13 protein-coding genes are annotated in these 22424 nt (G+C 66.2%); 4 read left to right on the top strand and 9 right to left on the bottom strand.

What is annotated here, in order from left to right; translation table 11 throughout:
• Positions 1-130: 130 nt before the first annotated feature.
• From IEW24_RS13790 to IEW24_RS13770, 5 genes are all read right to left on the bottom strand, one after another.
• On the bottom strand, positions 131-1039 hold the full coding sequence (locus tag IEW24_RS13790; protein ID WP_188579458.1) for a transglutaminase family protein: 909 nt from the start codon (positions 1037-1039) through the stop codon (positions 131-133).
• 70 nt (positions 1040-1109) lie between these two features.
• Positions 1110-3617: a circularly permuted type 2 ATP-grasp protein gene (locus IEW24_RS13785; RefSeq protein WP_244644386.1), complete on the bottom strand. Its 2508-nt coding sequence runs from the start codon at positions 3615-3617 to the stop codon at positions 1110-1112.
• Between the two features lie 289 nt (positions 3618-3906).
• Positions 3907-7242, bottom strand: a complete 3336-nt coding sequence (locus IEW24_RS13780; protein WP_188579457.1) for a transglutaminase family protein — start codon at positions 7240-7242, stop codon at positions 3907-3909.
• 138 nt (positions 7243-7380) lie between these two features.
• Entirely contained in the window at positions 7381-10599 is a 3219-nt protein-coding gene (locus IEW24_RS13775) for an efflux RND transporter permease subunit (protein ID WP_188579455.1), read from the bottom strand.
• A 31-nt stretch (positions 10600-10630) separates the two neighbouring features.
• Entirely contained in the window at positions 10631-11866 is a 1236-nt protein-coding gene (locus IEW24_RS13770; RefSeq protein ID WP_244644385.1) for an efflux RND transporter periplasmic adaptor subunit, read from the bottom strand.
• Between the two features lie 427 nt (positions 11867-12293).
• Here IEW24_RS13770 and secA point away from each other — a divergent pair, with 427 nt between their 5' ends.
• Positions 12294-15074 (top strand): preprotein translocase subunit SecA, encoded by a 2781-nt coding sequence (secA, locus tag IEW24_RS13765; RefSeq protein ID WP_188579452.1) that lies wholly within the window; start codon positions 12294-12296, stop codon positions 15072-15074.
• Between the two features lie 71 nt (positions 15075-15145).
• Here secA and IEW24_RS13760 read toward each other — a convergent pair whose 3' ends face one another.
• The 3 genes from IEW24_RS13760 to IEW24_RS13750 all read right to left on the bottom strand — a co-directional run bounded on the left by IEW24_RS13760 (position 15146) and on the right by IEW24_RS13750 (position 19927).
• Positions 15146-16960, bottom strand: a complete 1815-nt coding sequence (locus tag IEW24_RS13760) for an ABC transporter ATP-binding protein (protein ID WP_188579450.1) — start codon at positions 16958-16960, stop codon at positions 15146-15148.
• Between the two features lie 415 nt (positions 16961-17375).
• On the bottom strand, positions 17376-18746 hold the full coding sequence (locus IEW24_RS13755) for a L,D-transpeptidase family protein (protein ID WP_244644384.1): 1371 nt from the start codon (positions 18744-18746) through the stop codon (positions 17376-17378).
• 227 nt (positions 18747-18973) lie between these two features.
• Positions 18974-19927: an acetyl-CoA carboxylase carboxyltransferase subunit alpha gene (locus tag IEW24_RS13750; protein ID WP_188579446.1), complete on the bottom strand. Its 954-nt coding sequence runs from the start codon at positions 19925-19927 to the stop codon at positions 18974-18976.
• A 170-nt stretch (positions 19928-20097) separates the two neighbouring features.
• Between IEW24_RS13750 and IEW24_RS13745 the strand changes: the two genes are divergently transcribed.
• The 3 genes from IEW24_RS13745 to IEW24_RS13735 all read left to right on the top strand — a co-directional run bounded on the left by IEW24_RS13745 (position 20098) and on the right by IEW24_RS13735 (position 21097).
• Entirely contained in the window at positions 20098-20286 is a 189-nt protein-coding gene (locus tag IEW24_RS13745; protein WP_188579444.1) for a hypothetical protein, read from the top strand.
• 201 nt (positions 20287-20487) lie between these two features.
• Positions 20488-20778 carry a YggT family protein gene (locus IEW24_RS13740; RefSeq protein WP_188579442.1) on the top strand — a complete coding sequence of 97 codons (291 nt, stop codon included), beginning with the start codon at positions 20488-20490 and terminating at the stop codon, positions 20776-20778.
• 4 nt (positions 20779-20782) lie between these two features.
• Entirely contained in the window at positions 20783-21097 is a 315-nt protein-coding gene (locus IEW24_RS13735; RefSeq protein ID WP_188579440.1) for a DUF167 family protein, read from the top strand.
• 98 nt (positions 21098-21195) lie between these two features.
• On the opposite strand, the gene IEW24_RS13730 is transcribed toward IEW24_RS13735, so the two are convergent.
• A complete protein-coding gene (locus IEW24_RS13730; RefSeq protein WP_188579439.1) occupies positions 21196-22404 on the bottom strand; it encodes a polysaccharide pyruvyl transferase family protein in 1209 nt (402 codons plus the stop codon).
• Between the last annotated feature and the right edge of the window lie 20 nt (positions 22405-22424).

Genomic DNA, 22424 nt, shown 5'->3' with positions numbered 1-22424 from the left:
GGCTTTGATTGCTCCGCAATCCAAGCCGAAAGACATCCTCTATCAAAGAGTTGGAGCGTTTCAGTGTTTCCATGAAACACTGAAACGCTCTAAGGCAAGAGGCGCTTAGCTTGAGGAGAGCACCGGTCTCTCAGGAGGCCGGCGCTTCCGCTTGCGAGCGCTCCACCGGGATCACATCCACGCCGACGGCGAGGATCTGCGTGCCCGAGGACACCACCACGCCATCCACCGGCGACACGTCCGCATAGTCGCGTCCGATCGCGAGGATCACATGGTCCTCGCCGGCCGGGATCGCATTGGTGGGGTCGAGACCGATCCAGCCCGCGCTATCTCCGCACCACACTTCCACCCAGGCATGGGTGGCGTCCGCGCCTTCGAGCCGGGGCGTGCCTTCCGGCGGTACGGTGCGCAGATAGCCGGACACGTAGCGCACGGGCACGCCCACGCCCCGCAGCCCGGCGATCATCACATGGGCAAAGTCCTGGCACACGCCGCTGCGCGCCGCGAAAGCCTCGGCCGGCAGCGTGGTGACGGTGGTGGCGCCGGGCTTGTAGGTGAATTCGTCATGGATGCGGTGCATCACCTCGAGCGCCGCCGCCAGGATGGGCCGATCCTCCGCGCAGGAGGCCTCGGCCCATTCGGTCACGGCAAGGTCCAGCGGCACGCTGCGGCTGGCGAACATCCCGTGCACCGGGGAGGCCGGTCCTAGTTCTGTGCTGGCGAGCGCCACCGCGCGGACCTCTGCGATCGTCGGGGTGAGCATGGGCTCAGGCAGCGGCCCCACGATCACCTCCACTCGGCTGCGGGTGGAAATCTCCAGCCGGTCGTGCGCGGCGTCGATCACCATCCAGGCTACGCCATTGCCGAAGAAGTCCCGTCCCCGCTCGATCTCGCTCGGACGCGGCGAGATGTCGAGCATGTGGGCGATGACATGCTGATGCCCCTTGCGATCCACCGGCGAGAGCCGCAGCACCTGCCGATTGGCCCGCACGGGGGCGGCATAGGTGTAGCTGGTGGTCTGGCGAATGTCGTAGAGCATCGCGCCGCCTTCAGAGCCATTCCCGCACAAGCGCGCAGCGCCTTGGCGAAAAGAGTTGCGAAAAAATCATTCAGGTGGCCGCAGGCCAGGAGACGTTCTCCTCCGGCCCCTGGATGAAATAGTGCTGACCGATCTCGTCCGACAGTTTCAGCAGGTCAGCCTCCAGCACGTCGAAATGCACAAGTTCGAATGTCTCGGCGGTGCGGGCGATGAGATCGGACTGGATGCGCGCCACGAGGCGTTCCGCCAGCGAGGGCGGAGCATCCGGATCCCGGCCGGGCAGGACACGCAGATGATCCACGATGCGCTGGACCTGGAACATCAGCGAGCGCGGATTGTCCGGATCCAGCAGCACGAGGTCCAGCACCGGACCGCGCGCCTCCATGATCATATAGCGGGTGCGGTAGGTGATCTGGCTGTCGGTCAGCTGTAGCAGCACGTTGAGCGCACCGCGCGGCGCATCCGGCTCGGCAAAGGCACGGGCGAAGCGCAGGATGGCGATGGAGCGCTCGATGCGGCGGCCGATCTCCAGAAAGCGCCAGCCCGCCAGCCGGTTCATGTTCTCGCTAGCAAGGCCCGAGAAGGCGGCGATGATGCGCAGCGCCGCATCGGCCCGTTCGTAGACATCGGCCTCGGAGGCGGCATTGGGCACCGGCGCCGTCAGGCACCCCTCCAGATCCAGCAGCGCCCGCCAGCCGTCCGGCGAAAAGCGGTCGCGGATGACGGAGGCGGAGGCCCGCGCGCTACGCACGAGTTGCGGCAGGGCACCGGGCAGGTCCATGCGGGTCAGCGCCGCGATGGCATAACGGGTGGGGTTGGCACGGGCGAGATCGCGCGGGATCGCCCCCCATGTGGAGAGCATGCCGAGCACGCGGGCGACGAGTGGCGCGGAGGAGGATGGCTCCACCTCGGAGAGGCGTCCGACCAGTGCCCGCACAACGCGCAAGGTGGCCTCCGAGCGCTCCAGATAGCGCCCCAGCCAGAACAGATTGTCCGCTGCACGGCTCGGCAGCGTGCCGGAGGAGCGGCGGATACGCACGCTCTCCGGGCTGGGCATCAGGGTAGCGGAGGACACCGCACCATCGGAGAGCACCCACACGTCGGCCGAGCGATCGCCGCGCTGCATGGAAAAGGCGCGGGCGTCGAGGCTCTCCGAGATGCGGCAGAAGCCGCCGGGCATCACCTCCCAGCCATCCTCCGTGGCGGCGAGGAAGACGCGCAGGGTGAAGGGGCGCGGCACAAGACGATCACCGTTCCACACCGGCATGGTGGAGACGCAGGCGATATCCTGCGCCACCAGATCCTCGCCGCGCCGGGCAATCAGCGCCATGACCCGCTTGCGCTGCGCGGGCGAAAGGTCGGCGCCCACCGCCGAAAAGCGGCGCGGCAGACCGGGAATGAGCGTGCCGAAAGCCGAGGTGAGCACGAGATCGTCGAGATGGGCCAGCACATCGGCCCGCTCCGCCTCCTGCCCACACCACCACGTGCCCACGTGCGGCAGGGCCAACGGATGACCAAGCAGGCTTTCGGCGAGACGCGGCAGAAAGGCCATCAGGGCCGGCGATTCAACGAGGCCGGCACCGAGCGCATTGGCCAGCGCCACGCTGCCCTGGCGCACCGCCTCCACGAGGCCCGGCACGCCAAGGCGGGAATGGGCGTTCAGCTCCAGCGGATCGCCGAAATCCGCATCAAGGCGGCGCAGCAGAACGTCGAGCCGCTTCAGCCCGGCCACGGTGCGCACGTGCACCGCATCGCCGCGCACGGTCAGGTCCTCGCCCTCCACCAGCAGGAAGCCGAGATAGCGGGCGAGCAGGGCATGCTCGAAATAGGTCTCGTTCAGTGAGCCGGGGGTGAGCAGGCCCACCCTGCCCTCGCCCGTGGAATCGAGCTTCAGAAGCGAGGCACGGAACGTCTGGAAGAAGGACGCGAGCCGCTCCATGCGCAGCGTCTGGGAGACGTCCGGCAGGGCGCGGGTCACGGCAAGGCGGTTCTCCAATGCATAGCCGACGCCGGATGGCGCCTGCGTGCGGTCGGCAAGGACCCACCAGCGCCCATCGGGGCCGCGCCCCACGTCCGCCGCATAGAAGCGCAGGAACCGTCCGCCCCGCGGCGTCACCCCCACCAGCGGCCGCAGGAACTCCGGGCTTCCGGCCACGGCGGCGGCCGGCAGGGCGCCGTTGGTGACGAGTGTGCCCGGCCCGTAGAGATCGGCGAGCAACGCTTCCAGAAGCTCGGCCCTCTCCACCAGCCCGGCGGCGAGTTCGGCAAAGTCGGATTTTTCCAGCAGCAGCGGCACATGGCTGAGCGACCACGGCCGCTCGCCACCACCCACGTCGTCATAGACCCGGTAGAAGACGCCGGATTCGCGCAGGTAACGATCCGCGGACGAGAAGCGGCGGCGCAGTTCCTCCGGGCCAAGCTGGGCGAGTTCGGACAGGAAGGGCACCCAATGGGCGCGCGGAAGCCCGTCGGCATCCATCATCTCGTCGCGGACGCCCGGCAAGGTCTCGTAACCGCCGAGAACGCTCTCGACGGCGGCCTGCTCAAACTCGATGCTTCGGGTCTCCGCGCCGGACACCGCCCCTCCTCACATTCGCTCCGCCCATCCCGCCAGTCGCTCAGGCAGGGATCAGGCCTATTGGACGACAGGCCGCTTGCCTGAGGCTGCGGAGATCACCGCCATGCCGATCCCCCCGGACCGGCACGGCCAATCTGTAAACCTCCACCACAGCGCACAGCTGCAGCACATCACGGCAGAGCTTCCTACGATGCGGCGGCGGCAAAGGATCATGCCATGCGGGCCCGCGCAAGGGCAGCCGCCCGAAAGGCGGTCCGCCGGGCATGCCCCGGCGGCCGGGTTGCCGCACCTACACGCCGATGGGCCGCCGCAGGTCGAGCGTCGTCGGGAACTCGTCGGGCGCTGTCTCCGCCGCCACATGGACGGCGCCGGGCGTATGGCCGTGATCCTGGAAGCGGGCGAGGCGGCGGGCTTCCGCCTCGTAGGAATTGACAGGGAAGGTCTCGTAATTGCGACCCGCCGGATGCGCCACATGGTAGACGCAGCCACCGCGCGAGCGGCCATTCCACGTATCCACCAGATCGAACACCAGCGGCGTGTGCACGGGGATGGTGGGGTGCAGGCCCTCCGGCGGCTGCCACGCCTTGTAGCGCACGCCCGCCACGAAGGTGCCGTTGCGCCCGGTGGGGGTGAGCGGCACCGGGCGGCCGTTGCAGGTGAGCACGAAGCGGCCGGGCACGAAGCCCTCCACCTTCACCTGCACGCGTTCCACGGAGGAATCCACGTAACGGACGGTGCCACCGATGGCCCCTTCCTCGCCCAGCACGTGCCAGGGCTCCAGCGCCTGGCGCACCTCGATGTCCACGCCCGCCCGCTGCACCTTTCCGAACGCGGGGAAACGGAACTCGAACTGCGCGCGGAACCACAGTGGGTCGAAGTCGTAACCGGCGTCCTTCAGATCGGCCAGCACGTCCTCGAAATCCGCCCAGCAATAATGTGGCAGCATGTAGCGGTCGTTCAGCGCGGTACCGAAGCGCACGCAGCCGCCCTGAAGCGGCTTGCGCCAGAACATGGCGATGAGCGCGCGCAGCAGCAGTTGCTGGGCCAGGCTCATGCGCCAGTCCGGCGGCATCTCGAAACAGCGGAACTCCACCAGCCCGAGGCGACCGGTGGGGCCGTCCGGCGAATAGAGCTTGTCGATGGAGATTTCCGTGCGGTGGGTGTTGCCCGTCACGTCCATCAGCATGTTGCGCAGCAGGCGGTCCACCAGCCACGGCGGCGGTGCATCGCCACCCGGCAGCGGGAACTTGGAGAGCGCGATCTCCAGTTCGTAGAGGCTGTCGTGGCGAGCCTCGTCGATGCGCGGATGCTGCGAGGTGGGGCCGATGAACAGGCCGGAGAACAGATAGGACAGCGAGGGATGCCGCTGCCAGAACAAGATCAGGCTCTTGAGCAGGTCCGGTCGGCGCAGGAACGGGCTGTCCGCAGGTGTGGAGCCGCCCACCACCACATGGTTGCCACCGCCGGTGCCGGAATGGCGGCCGTCGATCATGAACTTCTCGGTGCCGAGGCGGGCGAGACGCGCTTCCTCATAGACCGCGCGGGTCACATCCACGCAGCCCGCCCACGTGGCGGAGGGGTGGATGTTCACCTCGATCACGCCCGGATCGGGCGCGACGCGGATCACGTCCAGCCGGGGGTCGAACGGCGGCGGATAGCCTTCCAGATGCACCGGCGTCTTCAGCTCGGCCGCCACGGCTTCGATGGCCGCGACCAGTTCCAGATAAGCTTCCAGCTCCTCCAGCGGAGGCAGGAACACGCACAGCCGCCCGTCGCGCGCCTCGACCGCCAGCGCGGTCCGCACATGGAAGGGGCCGATGCCGGGAATGGAGGCCAGATAGCTCTTGGCGGTGCGGCGGGCGCGCTCGGCGGCGGGAATGACACCGCCCTGGCCCTGGCGCCGATAGCCCTGAGCCATCTCGTCCGGATCCGGCAGCGGATCGCGGATTTCCAGCGGGTCGGCCGGCAGGGTGTGCGGGTACACGGTGGGGGGAAGGAAGGCCAGCGAACTGAGCGGGATACGGAAGCCCACCGGGCTGTCGCCGGGCACGAGGAACAGGTGGTCGCGCCGGAAATTCCATCGCTCGCTCAGCCAGCCGCTGCCGCCGTCCGGCCCCCGCACATGGGAGAGCGGCAGCACATGGCCGGTGGCAATCCCCAGCCCCTTCGCGAAGGCGCGGGCCATGGCGTTGCGGGCGACGGGATCCTCGATGCGCGGATCACCCGGTTCGAGATTTTCCGGAAGGTTAGCTTCCTTCAGGATGAATTGCGCCACGTCCTCATAGGCTGGCAGCACGAAGTCCGTCGGCAGGCCCAGCCGCTCGGCCAGCGCGCGGCTGAAGCGCTCGCCATCGGCGGCGCCAGCGCCATAGTCCACGGCTTCCTCGGCGATCAGGCCGATGTTGTTCCAGATCGGCTTGCCGTCCTTGCGCCAGAACAGGCCGAAGGACCAGCGCGGCAGGCTCTCGCCCGGATACCACTTGCCCTGCGCATAATGCAGCAGGCCGCCGGGGGCGAAACGCGCATGCAGCCGCCGGATCAGATCGTCGGAACGCACCCGCTTCATCGGCCCCATGGCGGCCGTGTTCCACTCGGCGTCCTGATAGTCGTCGATGGAGACGAAGGTCGGCTCGCCGCCCATGGTGAGGCGGACATCATTGGCGAGCAGGTCCGCGTCCACCTTCGCGCCCAGCTCATTGAGGGCGGCCCAGCTCTCGTCGGAAAACGGCAGGGTGACGCGCGGCGCCTCCGCGATGCGCGTCACCCGCATGTCGAAGTCGAACTCAACCTCCGCCGGCTCGACGAGGCCGGTGATGGGCGCGGCCGAGCGATAATGCGGCGTGCAGGCGAGCGGGATATGCCCCTCGCCACACAACAGGCCGGAGGTGGCATCAAGGCCGATCCAGCCGGCGCCGGGCAGATAGACTTCCGCCCAGGCGTGCAGATCGGTGAAGTCCACTTCCGTGCCGGAGGGGCCGTCCAGCGACTTCACGTCGGGGCGGAGCTGGATCAGGTAGCCGGAGACGAAACGGGCGGCGAGACCTAGGCGGCGCAGCACCTGCACCAGCAGCCAGCCGGAATCGCGGCAGGAGCCGAGCGCGCTGGACAGCGTCTCGTCCGGCGTCTGCACGCCGGGCTCCATGCGGATGACGTAGCCCACGTCGCTCTGCACCTGCTGGTTCAGCTCCACGAGGAAATCGACGGTCCGCCGCTTCTCCCGCGAAATGCCGGCCACAAAGGCATCCAGCAGCGGGCCGGAATCGTCCAGCTCCAGATAGGGCGTCAGTTCGGCCTTCACCTCGGGCGTATAGGTGAAGGGGAAGTGCTCGGCTTCCTCCTCGATGAAGAAATCGAACGGATTGACGATGGCGAGGTCCGCCAGCAGATCGACCTCGATCTTGAACTGCGTGGTTCGCTCCGGGAAGACAAGGCGCGCCTGCCAGTTGCCGAACGGATCCTGCTGCCAGTTGATGAAATGCTCGGCCGGCGAGACCTTCAGTGCATAAGCGGGAATGATGGTGCGGGTATGCGGCGCCGGGCGCAGGCGAATGATCTGCGGCCCAAGGGCCACCGGCTTGTCGTAATTGTAACTGGTAACATGATGCAATTTCGCAAGAATGGCCATCAGCAATCACCAAGGTCGGGCGGGCAGCGTCCGCCCGAGGTTAAACAAGGGGTTGCAACCGAGAAAGCTCGACTTTGTGGCGGCGGATGCCACTTTGGAATGCAGAGCGACGGGCCACCGGCCCGTCGCGAGACCAATTCAGGCCGAGGCGGGAGCCTCGCCGGACGGCGCCGGCCCCTTGTCGCCACCGGGCGGCGGCGCGCCATGGCCTGACGCACCATGGGCCGGCGGCGCCTTCTTGAAGAAGCGTTCCTCGAAGCGCTGGAGCACCGTGTAGAAGGACGGCACGAACAGCACCGCAAGGCAGGTGGAGGCCAGCATGCCCGAGACCACGGCGATGCCGATGGACTTGCGCGAGTTGGCGCCAGCCCCCGTCGCGAACACCAGCGGCAGCACGCCGAGGATGAAGGCGAAGGACGTCATCAGGATGGGACGGAAGCGCAGGCGTGCCGCCTCCACCGCCGCCGCGCTGATATCCATGCCTTCCGCCCGCTTCTCGCGAGCATATTCCACGATCAGGATGGCGTTCTTGGAGGCCAGCGCGATCAGCAGCACGAGGCCGATCTGGGTATAGAGGTTGTTCGCCACCCCCAGCCCCAATAGCGCGCCCACCGTGCCCAGCAGCGCCAGCGGCACCGCGAGGATGACGGAGAGCGGCTGGATCCAGCTCTCATACTGGCCGGCGAGCACCATGTAGACGAGCAGAATGGCCAGCGCAAAGACGTAGTACATCTGCGAGCCCACCTGCTTCTCCTGATAGGACATGGCCGTCCAGGAGAAGCCCATGCCCGGCGGCAGGGTGGCCTTGGCGATCTGCTCCATCAGATCCAGCGCCTGACCGGAGGAGAAGCCCGGCGCATTGCCGCCGACGATGGTGGCAGTCGGGTAGACGTTATAGAGCGAGATCAGCGGCGCGCCCGGAACCACCTTCACATCGATGAGGGTGCCGATCGGAACCATGGTTCCGTTGCCGGCCTTCACCTTCAGGTTGCTCAGGTCTTCCGGACGCACGCGATACTGCGGCTCGGCCTGCGCATAGACCTGGAACACATTGCCGAACTTGTTGATCTGCGTGATGTAGGTGGAGCCCACATAAGCGGAGATGGTGTCGAACACCTGCCCCACCGTGATGCCCAGCGTCTCCGCCTTGATGCGGTTGACCTCCACGTTCAGCTGCGGCGAGCTGGTGCGGAACGAGGTGCCCAGATGCGACAGGCCGGACTGGGCCTGTCCGCGCTCAATCATGGTCTGCGTCACCTTCTGCAGCAGCTCATAGTCGAAGTTACCGTCGCGGATCTGCGGCTGCATGGTGAAGCCGGAGGCATTGCCGATGCCCTGGATGGCGGGCGGCACCAGCACGAGGATGCTCGCCTCCTCCACCTTGCCCATGTCGGCATTGAAGCGGTTGTAGAGCGACAGGAGATCCTGTCCCTTCTCCTTGGTGCGAACGTCCCATGGGGTGAGCGTCACATAGAGCACGCCGGCGCTCGACAGCGAGGCATTGTTGTCCAGCGCCGAGATGCCGGTGATGCCGATGACCGAGGCCACGCCCGGGATCTTCTTGGTGATCTCGCTCACCCTCGAAACGACCGCCGTCGTCCGCTCCGTCGAGGCGCCGTCCGGCAGCTGAACCGCCAGCACGAAATAGCCCTGATCCTCGATGGGCAGGAAGGACGTCGGAATGCGGGTCAGGCCATAGCCGGCGACACCGATCAGGATCAGCGCCACCACGGCCATCAGGCCCGAGCGATGCACCATGCGGTTCATGAGGCCCGCGTACCAGTGCTCCGCCCGGTCATAGACGGCATTGAAGCCGCGATAGAAGACGTTGCGCTTCTCCGGCGGGGTCGGCGGGCGCAGCCAGAGCGCGCACTGGGTCGGCTTCAGGGTCGCGGCATTGATGGCCGAGATCAGCGCCGTGGCGGCGATCACCAGCGCGAACTGCTTGAACATCTCGCCGGTGAGGCCCGGAATGAAGGAGGCCGGCAGGAACACGGACATCAGCACCAGCGTGATGCCGATAACCGGACCGAACAGCTCGTCCATGGCCTTCTCGGCCGCCTCGCGGCCGGGCATCCCCTCCTCGATATGTCGCGCCACGCCCTCCACGATGACGATGGCATCGTCCACCACGATGCCGATGGCGAGGATCAGGGCGAACAGGGTCGACAGATTGATGGTGAAACCCATGGCCGCCATGGCGGCGAAGGCGCCGATGATGGTCACGGGCACCGTGGTCGCCGGCACCAGTGTGGCCCGCCAGTCCTGCAGGAAGACGATGATCACCACCAGCACGAGGAGGCCGGCCTCGATCAGCGTCTTGTAGACCTCGTCGATGGAGGCCGTGACGAAATCGGTGGTGTTGAAGGGAATCTCATAGGAGACGCCCTGGGGGAAACTGCCCTTCAGCTCCTCCATCTTGTCCTTGACGCTCGCAGCCACCTGAAGCGCGTTGGCGCTCGGCAGCTGGAAGATGGCGATGCCGGCCGCCGGCTTGCCATCCAGCGAGAAGGACTTGCTGTAGCTCTGTGCGCCCAGCTCCACCCGGCCCACGTCGCGCACCCGCAGGATGCGCCCGCCGTCCTCGTTGTTCACCTTGACGATGATGTTCTCATAGTCGGGCACGTCGTTGAGGCGGCCCTGGATGTTCACCGTATATTGGAAGCTGGTGTTGGCAGGAGCCGGCGGCATGCCGGTCTGGCCGGCCGTCACTTCCTGGCTCTGGGCCTTGATGGCGTTGATGACATCATTCGGGGTCAGGCCGAACGTCTGCAGCTTGTCCGGATCGAGCCAGACGCGCATGGCGTACTCACCGGCACCGAACACCAGCACGTTGCCGATGCCCGGCAGTCGGGCCAGCTCGTTCTGGATGTTGATGATGGCGTAGTTGGACAGATAGAGGCCGTCGTACTTGCCGTCGGGCGAGGTCAGCGCCACGAATTCGAGGATCGACGTGCCCTTCTGCAGCACCGTCACGCCCTGCTGCTGCACCGAGGACGGCAGCGAGGCCAGCGCGATGGAGACGCGGTTCTGCACCAGCACCTGCGCCATGTTCGGATCGGTGCCAATGGCGAAAGTGACCACCAGCGTGTAGGTGCCGTCGCTGGCGGACCAGGACTGCATGTAGATCATGCCCTCGACGCCGTTCACCTGCTGCTCGATGGGCAGGGCGACCGTGTCCACCAGCGTCTTCGCGCTGGCGCCGGGATAGTTGACGCTCACCGTCACAGTGGGCGGCACGATGTTGGGATATTGGGCCACCGGCAGGCGCAGCAGACACACCAGGCCGATGAGGACGAAGAACAGCGCCAGCACGTTCGCCAGAACCGGCCGCTCGATGAAAAAGCGCGAAATCATGATCGCCGCCTGTGTATGAGGGGCCGGATGCTCAGTTCTTGGGCGCCAGCGCCGCAGGCGCCTCGGCTTTCTTCTGGTCCGCCGCCATGGCGCCCTGCTGCACCGTCACCTTGGAGCCGGGAATGGCACGCTGCATGCCATTGATGACGACCTGATCGCCCTTGGCGAGGCCGCCGGTCAGGGCCCTGAGGCCCTGCCCCTGAACCTGTCCCAGCGTCACGTTCTGCTGCTTGACCACGTTGTCGGCCCCGACCACCAGCACATAGCTGCCGCTCTGGTTCGTGCCGATGGCTGCATCCTGCACCAACACGGTATCAGCCGCCGGGCCGAGCGGCAGGCGGATGCGAGCAAACAGGCCGGGAATGAGAGCGAGGTTGTCGTTGTTGAAGATGCCACGCACGGACAGCGTGCCGGTATTGGCGTCCACCTGCGGCGCCACGTAATCGAGGTGGCCCTTGTGCGGATAGCCCTCTTCATCCTGAAGGCCGACCTCGACGGGAATGTTGGCGAGGTCCGCCTGCACGGAGCGCAGGGTCTTGCCCTGCTTGGCAAGGCCTTCCTTGATGCGCAGAACCTGCGTCTCGGAGACCGAGAACCACACATAGATGGGGTTCACCTCGACGATGGTGGCGAGCTTGGTGGGGCTGCCGTAGCCCACCAGCGCACCCACGTCCTGGAGATGCGCCGTCACCACGCCGTTGAAGGGCGCCCGCACCTCGGTATAGCCGAGGTTGATCTTGGCGAGCTCGACGCTGGCCTGCGCGTTCTGCACGTCCGCCACCGCACCGTCGCGCTTGGCGCGCGCCTGATCGAGGGTGGCCTGCGATGAGAAGTCCTGCTTGGCAAGCTGGCTCTGGCGATTGTACTCGGCCTCGGCCTGCACCTGCGCCGCCTGCTTGGCCGCCAGCGTCGCCTGCGCCTGATCGAGATCGGCCTTGTACTGATCCTGCTCAATGACGAAGAGCAGGTCGCCCTTCTTCACCGGCGCACCATCCTTGTAGTTGATGCTGGTGAGGAAGCCCTGAACGCGGGCGTTCAGGTCCACGGTGTTGATGGAGGCGGTGTTGCCGGTGAGCTCAAGGTAGCGCGTCACCGGCTGGAAGAGAGCGGGTGCGACCGTCACGGTGGGCGGCGGGGGCGCGACATATTCGTTCTTCTCGCTGCAGGCAGCGACAGCAAGAACGGCCAAAACGGCACATCCCGCACGCAATCCGCGCACGGCCCGCCCCTTGCCCTGCCGGCCCTCGAACCGCACGAACTCCATCATCACCCATCCCCCGGCATGCAACCATGCGGATACTAAGCAGTGGGCGCCGCGCCTGTCCATGCAAGGCCAACCGAACCCATTCACATGAAAAGGGCTTTCCGTAACGGTGAGATGTCGCCTGTCCCGAGGCGGCAAAAAGTTACCAGACCCCGCTCCGCCCAACGGAAAGCGCGCCGATGGGCATTTCCCACCCCTCCTTGCATTGACAAGCCGGCAACCCGTTCATAAGTCTCCCCTCGACGTGTCAGGCGGCTCGTCGCGGTGTTTTTTGGGCTCAGTGTGGCCTAATCGCCGCAGCCGCTGCCGGGACTATCCAGCGGACTTGCTGACGCTTTCTTGCGTCGATGAGGGCGCCCCATACCCGGAGGGTCCGGCGGCCGTCTCCGCCCTCCGCTGCACGAAGACGGCACGGAATGAGACGCGACACATGCTTGGTGGACTCGCCCGCAAGATTTTCGGCTCCGCGAACGATCGCCGGGTGCGCGGTTATCGGCCCACCGTGGACGCGATCAACAAGCTGGAACCCGAGCTTGAAAAGCTCACGGACCAGCAGCTGCGTGAACGCACCCTGACGTTCCGTCAGCAGATCGCCGAAGGCAAGAGCCTTGACGACCTGCTTGTGCCCGCCTTCGCCACGGTGCGCGAGGCGGCCAAGCGCGTCATGGGCATGCGCCACTTCGACGTGCAGCTCATCGGCGGCATGGTGCTGCATGATGCCGGCATCGCCGAGATGCGCACCGGCGAAGGCAAGACCCTTGTGGCCACGCTCGCCGTCTATCTCAACGCGCTCGCCGGCAAGGGCGTGCACGTGGTGACGGTGAACGACTATCTCGCCAAGCGCGACGCCGAATGGATGGCCCGCATCTACGGCTTCCTCGGCCTGACCACGGGCATCATCGTCCATGGCCTCGACGACGACCAGCGCCGGGCGGCCTACGAGAGCGACGTTACCTACGCCACCAACAACGAGCTGGGCTTCGACTATCTGCGCGACAACATGAAGTATGAGCGCGCCCAGATGGTGCAGCGCCCGCACTTCTTCGCCATCGTCGACGAGGTGGACTCGATCCTTGTGGACGAGGCCCGCACGCCGCTCATCATCTCCGGCCCGCTCGACGACCGCTCGGATTTCTACAACACCATCGACACCTTCATCCCGCACCTGAACAAGGGCGACTATGAGGTGGACGAGAAGCAGCGCACCGTCGCCATGACCGAAGCCGGCATGGAGAAGATGGAGCAGACGCTGCGGGATGCCGGCCTGCTGAAGGCCGAGTCCCTCTACGACATCGAGAACGTCTCGGTGGTCCACCACGTCAATCAGGCGCTGCGCGCGCACACCCTGTTCCAGCGGGACAAGGACTACATCGTGCGCAACGACGAAGTGGTGATCATTGACGAGTTCACCGGCCGCATGATGCCGGGCCGCCGTTATTCGGAAGGCCTGCATCAGGCGCTGGAGGCCAAGGAACACGTCACCGTCCAGCCCGAGAATCAGACGCTGGCGTCCATCACCTTCCAGAACTATTTCCGCCTCTACGAGCGGCTGGGCGGCATGACCGGCACCGCCGCCACCGAGGCGGCCGAGTTCGCCGACATCTACAAGCTGGACGTGGTGGAAGTGCCCACCAACCGCAAGGTCCAGCGCATCGATGACGATGACGAGGTCTACCGGACCAACCACGAGAAGTTCGACGCCATCGTCAAGCTGATCGAGGAATGCGCGGCGCGCCAGCAGCCCGTGCTGGTGGGCACCACCTCCATCGAGAAGTCCGAGCTTCTGGCCGAGCGCCTGAAGCAGGCGGGCATGAAGCAGAAGGACTTCTCCGACCGCGAGGCCTTCACCGCCGGTTCGGACGGCCGCAGCTTCGCAGTGCTGAACGCCCGCTACCACGAGCAGGAAGCCTTCATCGTGGCGCAGGCCGGCGTGCCGGGCGCGGTGACGATCGCCACCAACATGGCCGGCCGCGGCACCGACATCCAGCTCGGCGGCAATGCCGAGATGCGCTTCGCCGAGGAACTGGGCGACATGCCCGCCGGGCCCGAGCGGGAAGCCGCCGAACACAGGATCCGCGAGGAAATCTCGGCTCTGAAGCAGAAGGCGCTGGATGCCGGCGGCCTCTATGTGCTCGGCACCGAGCGCCACGAAAGCCGCCGCATCGACAACCAGCTGCGCGGCCGCTCCGGCCGTCAGGGCGACCCCGGCCATTCCAAGTTCTTCCTGTCGCTGGAAGACGACCTCATGCGCATCTTCGGGTCCGATCGGCTCGAAGGCATGCTGAAGCGCCTCGGCCTGAAGGAAGGCGAGGCGATCATCCATCCCTGGATCAACCGGGCTCTGGAGAAGGCGCAGCAGAAGGTCGAGGCGCGCAACTACGACATGCGCAAGAACGTCCTCAAGTATGACGACGTGCTCAACGACCAGCGCAAGGTGGTGTTCGAGCAGCGCGTCGAGCTGATGAATGACGAAGACGTGGCCGAGACCGTCGCGGACATGCGCCACGACGTGATCACCGATCTTGTGGCCAAGTACATTCCCGTCAATGCCTATCCCGAGCAGTGGGACGTGAAGGGGCTTGATGCCGCCGTGCGCGAGGTGCTGACCCTCGACCTGCCCGTCGAAGACTGGGCGAAGGAAGAAGGCATCGCCGGGCCGGAAGTCACCGAGCGCATCATCCAGAAGGCCGACGAGTGGATGGCCGCCAAGAGCGCCCAGTACGGCCCCGAGCTGATGCGCTATGTGGAGAAGTCGGTCCTGCTGCAGACGCTGGATCACCTGTGGCGCGAGCACATCGCGCTCCTGGATCACCTGCGTCAGGTCATCGGCCTGCGCGGCTACGGCCAGCGTGATCCGTTGAACGAGTACAAGTCCGAAGCCTTCCAGCTGTTCGCATCCATGCTGGGCCGCCTGCGCGAGATCGTCACCTCGCAGCTGATGCGGGTGGAGATCGTCTCTACGCCGCAGCCCGCCGAGTTGCCGCCCATGGAGGCCCATCACCTGGACCCCAGCACCGGCGAGGACGAGTTCTCGACCAGCGGCGCAGCTATCGGCGGCCGTCCGGAGATGACGCTGGCGAGCGACGTGACCGTTGCAGCGGCTGATCGCGACCCGAACGATCCCTCCACCTGGGGCAAGGTCGGCCGCAACGAGCTGTGCCCCTGCGGCACCGGCAAGAAGTTCAAGCACTGCCACGGCCGCTTCGCCTGAGGCGACGGCAGGCTCGGAAATCGAAAGGCCCCGGACGGTGACGTCCGGGGCCTTTCTCATTTGGAAGCGCCTTATGCGCCGTCCATGATGAACTCCAGCGACTGGCGCTCATGCAGGCGGCGATAGATGCCGCCGTCCAGCCGCAGCAACTCATCGGGCGTGCCCTGTTCCGCGATCCGCCCATGGTCGAACACCAGCAGGCGATCAAGCGTGCGCACCGTGGACAGGCGATGGGCGATCACCAATGTGGTGCGCCCCTCCATGAGCCGCTCCATGGCCTCCTGGATCTGGGCCTCCGACTCCGAATCGAGGCTTGAGGTGGCCTCGTCCAGAATCAGGATCGGCGCATCGGCCAGGAAGGCACGGGCGATGGCGACCCGCTGACGCTCGCCGCCCGAGAGCTTCACGCCCCGCTCGCCCACCAGCGTGCCGTAGCCGCGCGGCAGGCGGGCGATGAAGCCTTCCGCATTGGCGAGCCGGGCCGCGCGCTCGATCTCCGCGCGGCTGGCTTCGGGCCGGGCATAGGCGATGTTCTCCGCCAGCGTGCGATGGAACAGGATCGGCTCCTGCTGCACCACCGCGATCTGCCGGCGCAGGCTGGCCTGCGTCACGTCGCGCACATCCTGCCCATCCACCGTCACACGGCCATCGGTCACGTCGTACAGCCGCTGGATCAGCTTCACGAACGTCGTCTTGCCCGAGCCGGACGGCCCCACGAGGCCCACCCGCTGGCCTGCCGGAATGGTCACGGAGAGATCGTCATAGAGCGCCGTCGCATGGCCGGCATAATGGAAGCGCACCTGATCGAACGTGATCCGGCCCGCCTCCACTTGAGCCGTCACGGCCGAGGGACGGTCGGCAATGGCAATCTCCGTGTCATGGATCTCCGCCAGTTCCTGCATGTCGTTGACCGAACGCTGCATGTTGTGGACGTGGAACCCCACATCGCGCAGATAGCCGTGCACCACGAAATAGGTGGTGAGCATATAGGCCACCTCGCCCGGCGTTGCCCGTCCCTGCCACCACAGCAGCAGGCCCGTGCCGATGATGGCCGTGCGCAGCAGCAGCAAGGCGAACAACTGTGCCGTGCCGCTCCATGTGGCCGCCATCCAGGTGCGCCGTGTCCGGGTGTTCCACTTGCGGAGCACGCCGGCGAGGCGGGTTTCCTCGCGCGTCTCCGCACCAAACCCCTTCACCACCGCATTGCAGCCGATGGCATCCGCCAGCGTGCCACCGACGCGCGTATCCCACGCATTCGAGAGGCGCGCGGCCGGCGCCACATAGGACACCGACAGCGCAACGGTCATGCCGACGAAGGCGACCGCGCCCACGCCGACCACGAGGCCCAGCACCGGCCAGTTCAACGACAGCATCACCGCCGAGCCGACGAGCACGGTCAGCGATGGCAGCAGCGCCACCAGCAGCGTGTCGTTGAGCAGGTCGAGCGACCACATGCCGCGCGAGATCTTCCGCACGGTGGAGCCAGCAAAGGAATTGGCGTGCCAGTCGGACGAGAAGCGCTGCACGCGGGCGAACGCCTCCTGCGCGATGGCCGACATCATGGTGAGCGTCAGCCGCACGATGCCGACGAAGGCCAGATGGCGCAGCACCACCATGCCGACGCCCAGCAGGAGGATGGCGACAAAGGCTTCCACCGCCACGCCCCGGGCGGCAAGGCGTGCGGCCTCCCCCGCCCCTTCCGCGCCGGTGAGCGCGTCCACGAGACGGCCGACGAACAGAGGCACCAGCACCTCGCACAGCGTCGAGAGGCTGATGGTGGAAACGATGGCAAGAACCACGCCCGGCTGCAGACGCCAGTGCCCCCACAGGAAGCGGAAGACCAGACGGAAGACGCCGGAACGCTTTTTGTCACGCAGAAGCGACATGATGATGCCCGGCGGCGCACGCGCGCACCGGCCCTGAAAAGACGGAATGAGGATCAGCAGCCGCTGGGCTGCCCGGAATGCGCTGAAGCTGATGCAGCGATCCGCCCGAGGTGCGCCGGTTCAGCGCGATGGACGGATTGAGGCCGGCGTCGGACGTGCGACCCGGCTAATTCCCCCGCGGGGGCGTGACAGAAACCATCGGCCCCTCCTTGGCGGGTTGTTGGGGGCGTTCTCCTAGACCCGCGCTCGCCTCAAGGTCAAGCATGGTCTTGCGATCGACCAGCCAGCGACAGGCATGCCTTGCCACCGGGCAGGTCAGCGCATTCGGCCTCAACCCGCTGACTGGAAACGCAAAAGCCCGGCGTGCAGGACACGCCGGGCTGGCAGATCACGTTTGCGCTGTGCGACAACCGGGCTATTGCCCGAAGCCACCCGGCGAGACGATGGGCGCCGCGCCCATGAGGATCGAAGCCTCGCTGGCGCCGGTATCGGCCGAAGCCGCTCCGGATGCGCCGACCGATTGTGCCGGTCGCAAGCCACCAGCCGCCGGACGGGAGGTGGGAGCAAGCGGCGCAGACTGCGCACCGCCCATGCCGACCATCCGCCCGTAGGACGGGGTACCGCTTTCCACCGTCGCCACCCGGGTATCCGTTGCGGGCGCCGCCACCGGCGTGCCGGCTGCGGCTTCGGGCGCGCCCGGACGGGCGGCCAGCGTGGTGGGACGGGGCGCCGCCGGAACCGGCAGGCCAGCAGCCGCCAGTTCCTCGTCGGAACGGGGCGGACGCACATTGGCCGGGTTGAAATTGGGCACGGAGCCGCCGCCATAGGCCATGCGCGGGCCGGTGCTTTCCTCGCCCTTCAGCTTGGCGAGGAAGATCGGGTTCATGCCGCCGTCGCGATTGGTGCGGATCGGCGCCACCGGCGTATGCGGGGCAAGGGCAGCCATGCGCGCATCGTCTGCACGCGTCTTGGCGCTCACCGCGCCGGCGATGGACTGCGGCACGCTATAGCTCGGGCAGGCCGCCGAGGGATTGAAGGACTGGCCCAGCGCGGGCTGGGCGTCGAACACATATTGCCGGCCGCAGACATCCACCTTGGGCTCCTGCCGCGTCACCTCGAAGTGGTCATAGCCCTGCTTCAGGTTGCGCCAGAACGGCATGTTCGGATTGTTGCGATGGCGGGCCATGTTTTCCGCCGTCATGTGGAACGGCATGGCCTGGATCTGGAACGAGCGCTGGCCGCCAGAGAAGGACTCACGCGCCAGCGCATAGATTTCCGCGATCTGTTCGTCGGTCATGGCGTAGCAGCCGGCCGACGAGCAATCGCCGTGGATCATCAGGAACTCGCCGGTGCGGCCATACGACTTGTCGAAGGCGTTCGGGAAGCCCGTATTGATCGAGAGATAATAGCTGGAGTTCGGGTTCATCAGGCCGGGGGTGATCTGATAGAAGCCCTCGGGCGCCTGACGGTCGCCGATCTTCACCTTGGGGCCGAGCTCACCCGACCAGCGGCAGATGGGATAGGTCTTCAGCAGCGCGTAGCTGCCGTCGGTCTTGGTCTTCCAGACCTCCAGCTCCGCCTCTTCCTTGAACACGCGGATCAGGATCGGGCTCTTCGGCGCCATCTCCTTCTCGGAGATGAGCGACACCATCTGCGGCGACAGCGGCTGGTTGGCCTTGGCGTTCACGTCCGGCCCCGAGCCATTGCAGGCGGCCAGAGCGAGCGAGGCCGACACCGCCAGAGCGGCCAGACCGGCGCGGGAGAAGATCTGAAGCGGACGGCTCAACACGGAACTCCTGGGTCCGATCCGGGCGCGGTGAGCGAGAAGCTAGGCGGTTCTTGACCTCTGCCTCTACCCCTGCCGCGGCCTTACCGCAAGACGGCAAAAGCGCGTAGCCTTTGCCCCTGACACGACAGGTGCCATGGGGCCGGGCAATTAAGGCCAAGATGGGTACGAACCCTTGCGCCGGGCTGTCCGGAGGCGGTTTTGACACCGCCTTCTCAAGTTATGGTTTACAGAGTGCGACCAATGGCGATGAACTTCGCCCGCCGCGCCTTGCGCACGCCGTTGGCATCCAGACCCGCCAGCGAGGCCAGAGATTCGGCGATGGCATTGCCGGCCGCCTCGATGGCCGCCTTGGGATCGCGATGGGCGCCGCCCACCGGCTCGCGCACGATGCTGTCCACAACGCCGAACTTCACCAGATCCTGCGCGGTGATCTTCATATTGGTGGCCGCCTCCTGCGCCTTGGCGGTATCCCGCCACAGGATAGAGGCCGCGCCTTCCGGCGAAATCACGCTGTAGATGGCATGCTCCATCATCAGCACCTTGTTGGCGGCGGCGATGGCGATGGCGCCACCGGAGCCGCCCTCGCCGATCACCAGCGCCACATTGGGCACGCCCATGGCAAGGCACGCGTCGGTGGAACGGGCGATGGCCTCGGCCTGTCCGCGCTCCTCGGCACCGATGCCGGGATAGGCGCCGGCGGTATCCACCAGCGAGATCAGGGGCAGGCCGAAGCGGTCGGCCAGTTCCATGATGCGCACGGCCTTGCGGTAGCCCTCGGGGCGCGCCATGCCGAAATTGTGACGGATGCGGGTCTCCGTGGTGGAGCCCTTCTCCTGCCCGAGCACGCAGACCGCTTCACCGCGGAATCGCGCGAAACCGCCGATGAGCGCTTCATCCTCGCCATACTTGCGGTCGCCCGCCAGCGGCGTGAAATCAGTGAACAGGCCCTTGGCGAAGTCGCCGAAATGCGGCCGCGCGGGATGGCGCGCCACCAGCGTCTTCTGCCAGGGCGTCAAGGCGGAATAGAGCTGAGTCAGAGCCTCGGCGGCCTTGGCTTCGAGGCGCTGCACGTCGTCGGCGATGCTCACGCCGTCGTCCGAAGACGAAAGAGCGCGCAGTTCTTCCACCTTCGCCTCGAGCTCGGCCACCGGCTTCTCGAAGTCCAAATAGCTACGCATGCACGCCCATCGGTTCTGAAGTGACATCCTGCGCCCCGGCCTTCGGGGCGCGCGGAAACTCCCTCCTGCGGAGCGCGGAGTCAAGCCGCGCCACCCTTCCCATAGGAGAGAGCGCAACTCTCATGTGGGGTGCGGCGTTGTCAGAATTGAGACCAAGGGAGAGATCCATCATGTCGCAGAACGCGAAAACCGCCCCCCGGAAGGCCCCCGAGGACAAAGACCCGGCGCACAAGCCCGGCAAACCGCCGGCGGCAGGCCCCCATGCCAAGCCGGAGCTGACCGACAGCTCCAAGACTCCCGGCAGCGGCACCCTACCCGATCCAGAGCGCCCGCACGACGGAGATGCGACCTCCGGCTGAGCCCCGGGCGGCGGGATTCGCGGTTCGCGGGACGGCGCGGGGATCACGATGAGGCAAGCGTGCGGGGTCATTGCCGCAATCCACCTTGTTCCCGCCCCCCCTCCCCGGCTATTGCTGCACAGCGATACATGCTTCGCTGTGTCCACTGCCGGATATGCGGCGGGTGGCCAACGGCGATCCCACACGAGGTTCCCTGCCCCCATGCGCGCCCTTCTCGATGTCATCCTGATCGTGCTGCAGCTCTATGTGTGGGTTCTCATCATCAACGCGGTGCTGTCGTGGCTGATCGCGTTCAATGTGGTGAACCCGTACAATCAGGTCGTCCGCAGCATTTCGGAGATCGTCTACCGGCTGACCGAGCCTCTGCTCGCCCCCATTCGCCGGTTCCTGCCCTCCTTCGGCGGCCTCGACCTCTCGCCCATGGTCCTGATTCTGCTGATCATCTTCCTTCAGCAGTTCATCGGCTACTACATCTACCCCAACGTCTTCTGAGCCGGTGGCGTTCTGGCGCGCGGCCCCGGATGGCCTTGAGGTCAGCGTGCGCGCGACCCCCAAGGGCGGGCGCGACGCGCTGGATGGCTGCGTGACCCTGTCCGACGGACGGGAAGTGCTGAAGATCCGGGTCCGGGTCGCCCCCGAGGACGGGGCGGCCACCGCTGCCGTTGGCAAGGTGCTGGCCGCTTCGGCCGGCCTTCCGCCCTCTGCCGTGCGCCTTCTCTCGGGCGCCACCGCGCGGCTGAAGGTGTTTCACCTCAAGGGCGACACGGAACACCTGAAAGCCTTACTCGAAGAAGCCGCCCGCCGGTCCTGACCGTTCCTGGCCGAAACACCCCAGCCGAAACGCAAGCGGCCCGCCGAAGCGGGCCGCGGGAAAGGGGCGCCTGACCGCCCCGTTCCAATAGCAGGCCCTCAGGCCACCTTGCGTTCGGGCGTCTGCTCGCCAAGGCTCCACGGCGCGGGCGTGTGGCGGGTGTCCACCATCTTGTTGTCCACGCCGTTCTCGTCGAGGAAGGTCTTCTGTTCGCGATAGGTCATCGCCCAGGCGCGATTGAACTTGTTGAACAGGCCCTGGTCCCAATAATCCTCAAGCTGGAACTCCTTCTTGGAGAACACGTCATAGCTGGGGATCTGGTAGGTCTCGGCGAACTCCACCGTGCGGCTGTCGTAGGTGAAGTAGATGGACGGCGTGCCGTTGGAGAGGGCCATCAGATTGCCGTGCAGGCGATAGCCCAGCACGAGATCCTTCTGCTGCACCAGCGACTCATAATCCGCCACCACGTCCGAATAGAACAGACGCTCACGGTGGAGCTTCTCGATCTCATCGTCCCAGTACCATTCGGAGACCCACTTGTTCGCCTTGAGGGCGGTGATGGCCTCCTCGCGCTGCTCGGCGGTGCCGAACACGATCTTCTTCTCCTCGACCTCGCCCTGCGCCATCAGGACCACGTCCCAACGGTTGGCGCATTCCTTCACCAGATCGCGGTGGAAGGTCAGATAGCGCTTGATGTCTTGCGCATAGGCCGGGGACACCTCGCGGCGGCAGGTGATGCCCACCTGCTTCACGCTCTCCAGCGGGGGAAGCTGGATGTTGAGGTTCGGGTCGTTGCGGCGGAACGCCGTCGGGCAGCCGACGATGCGGATGTTGCGGATGCCGATGTCCCACAGCACCTGCGCCGAATGGGCGCCACGCACGCCGATGGAGGCAGACGAGTCCGCCATCATGTGCAGGACGGTCTTGGTCTCCTCGGAGAGCTCCATCTCGCCCTTCACCGGGGCCTGCGCGCCGATGCCATAGGCGATCACCGGCAGCTTGAGGCGCTTCAGCACCTCGATGGTGTTCTGCCACTTCATGTGGTTGTGGACATAGTTCGAGCCGCGCAGGAACACGTAGTCGTATTCCTCACGGAGGCGATCGATGTCCTCCATCTTCGGATTGGCGATGGGCAGCACGCCCAGCTTGTCGAAGTTCATCAGCTTCAGCGATGAATCGAAGACGAAGGCGTCGCCGATGTTGTGATAGTGGTCGATGCTCCGCTGAACATCCTTGTAATTGTACCAGCGGACGCAATCGTGGTCGTAGACTTCTCCCGACGGGATCATAACGAGTACGCGGGCCATTCGTGCCTCCCTCTGGGTAC

The organism is Azorhizobium oxalatiphilum (assembly GCF_014635325.1).
Lineage (GTDB): Bacteria > Pseudomonadota > Alphaproteobacteria > Rhizobiales > Xanthobacteraceae > Azorhizobium > Azorhizobium oxalatiphilum.
Note: the sequence above shows the minus strand (reverse complement) of the source record. Positions and strands in the feature narration are given on the sequence as shown.

Coding starts and splice junctions, on each gene's coding strand:
- IEW24_RS13775 (WP_188579455.1), bottom strand. CDS start 10,599: ATGATTTCGCGCTTTTTCATCGAGCGGCCGGTTCTGGCGAACGTGCTG.
- IEW24_RS13740 (WP_188579442.1), top strand. CDS start 20,488: ATGCGCGCCCTTCTCGATGTCATCCTGATCGTGCTGCAGCTCTATGTG.
- IEW24_RS13750 (WP_188579446.1), bottom strand. CDS start 19,927: ATGCGTAGCTATTTGGACTTCGAGAAGCCGGTGGCCGAGCTCGAGGCG.
- IEW24_RS13760 (WP_188579450.1), bottom strand. CDS start 16,960: ATGTCGCTTCTGCGTGACAAAAAGCGTTCCGGCGTCTTCCGTCTGGTC.
- IEW24_RS13730 (WP_188579439.1), bottom strand. CDS start 22,404: ATGGCCCGCGTACTCGTTATGATCCCGTCGGGAGAAGTCTACGACCAC.
- secA (WP_188579452.1), top strand. CDS start 12,294: ATGCTTGGTGGACTCGCCCGCAAGATTTTCGGCTCCGCGAACGATCGC.
- IEW24_RS13780 (WP_188579457.1), bottom strand. CDS start 7,242: ATGGCCATTCTTGCGAAATTGCATCATGTTACCAGTTACAATTACGAC.
- IEW24_RS13770 (WP_244644385.1), bottom strand. CDS start 11,866: ATGATGGAGTTCGTGCGGTTCGAGGGCCGGCAGGGCAAGGGGCGGGCC.
- IEW24_RS13745 (WP_188579444.1), top strand. CDS start 20,098: ATGTCGCAGAACGCGAAAACCGCCCCCCGGAAGGCCCCCGAGGACAAA.
- IEW24_RS13790 (WP_188579458.1), bottom strand. CDS start 1,039: ATGCTCTACGACATTCGCCAGACCACCAGCTACACCTATGCCGCCCCC.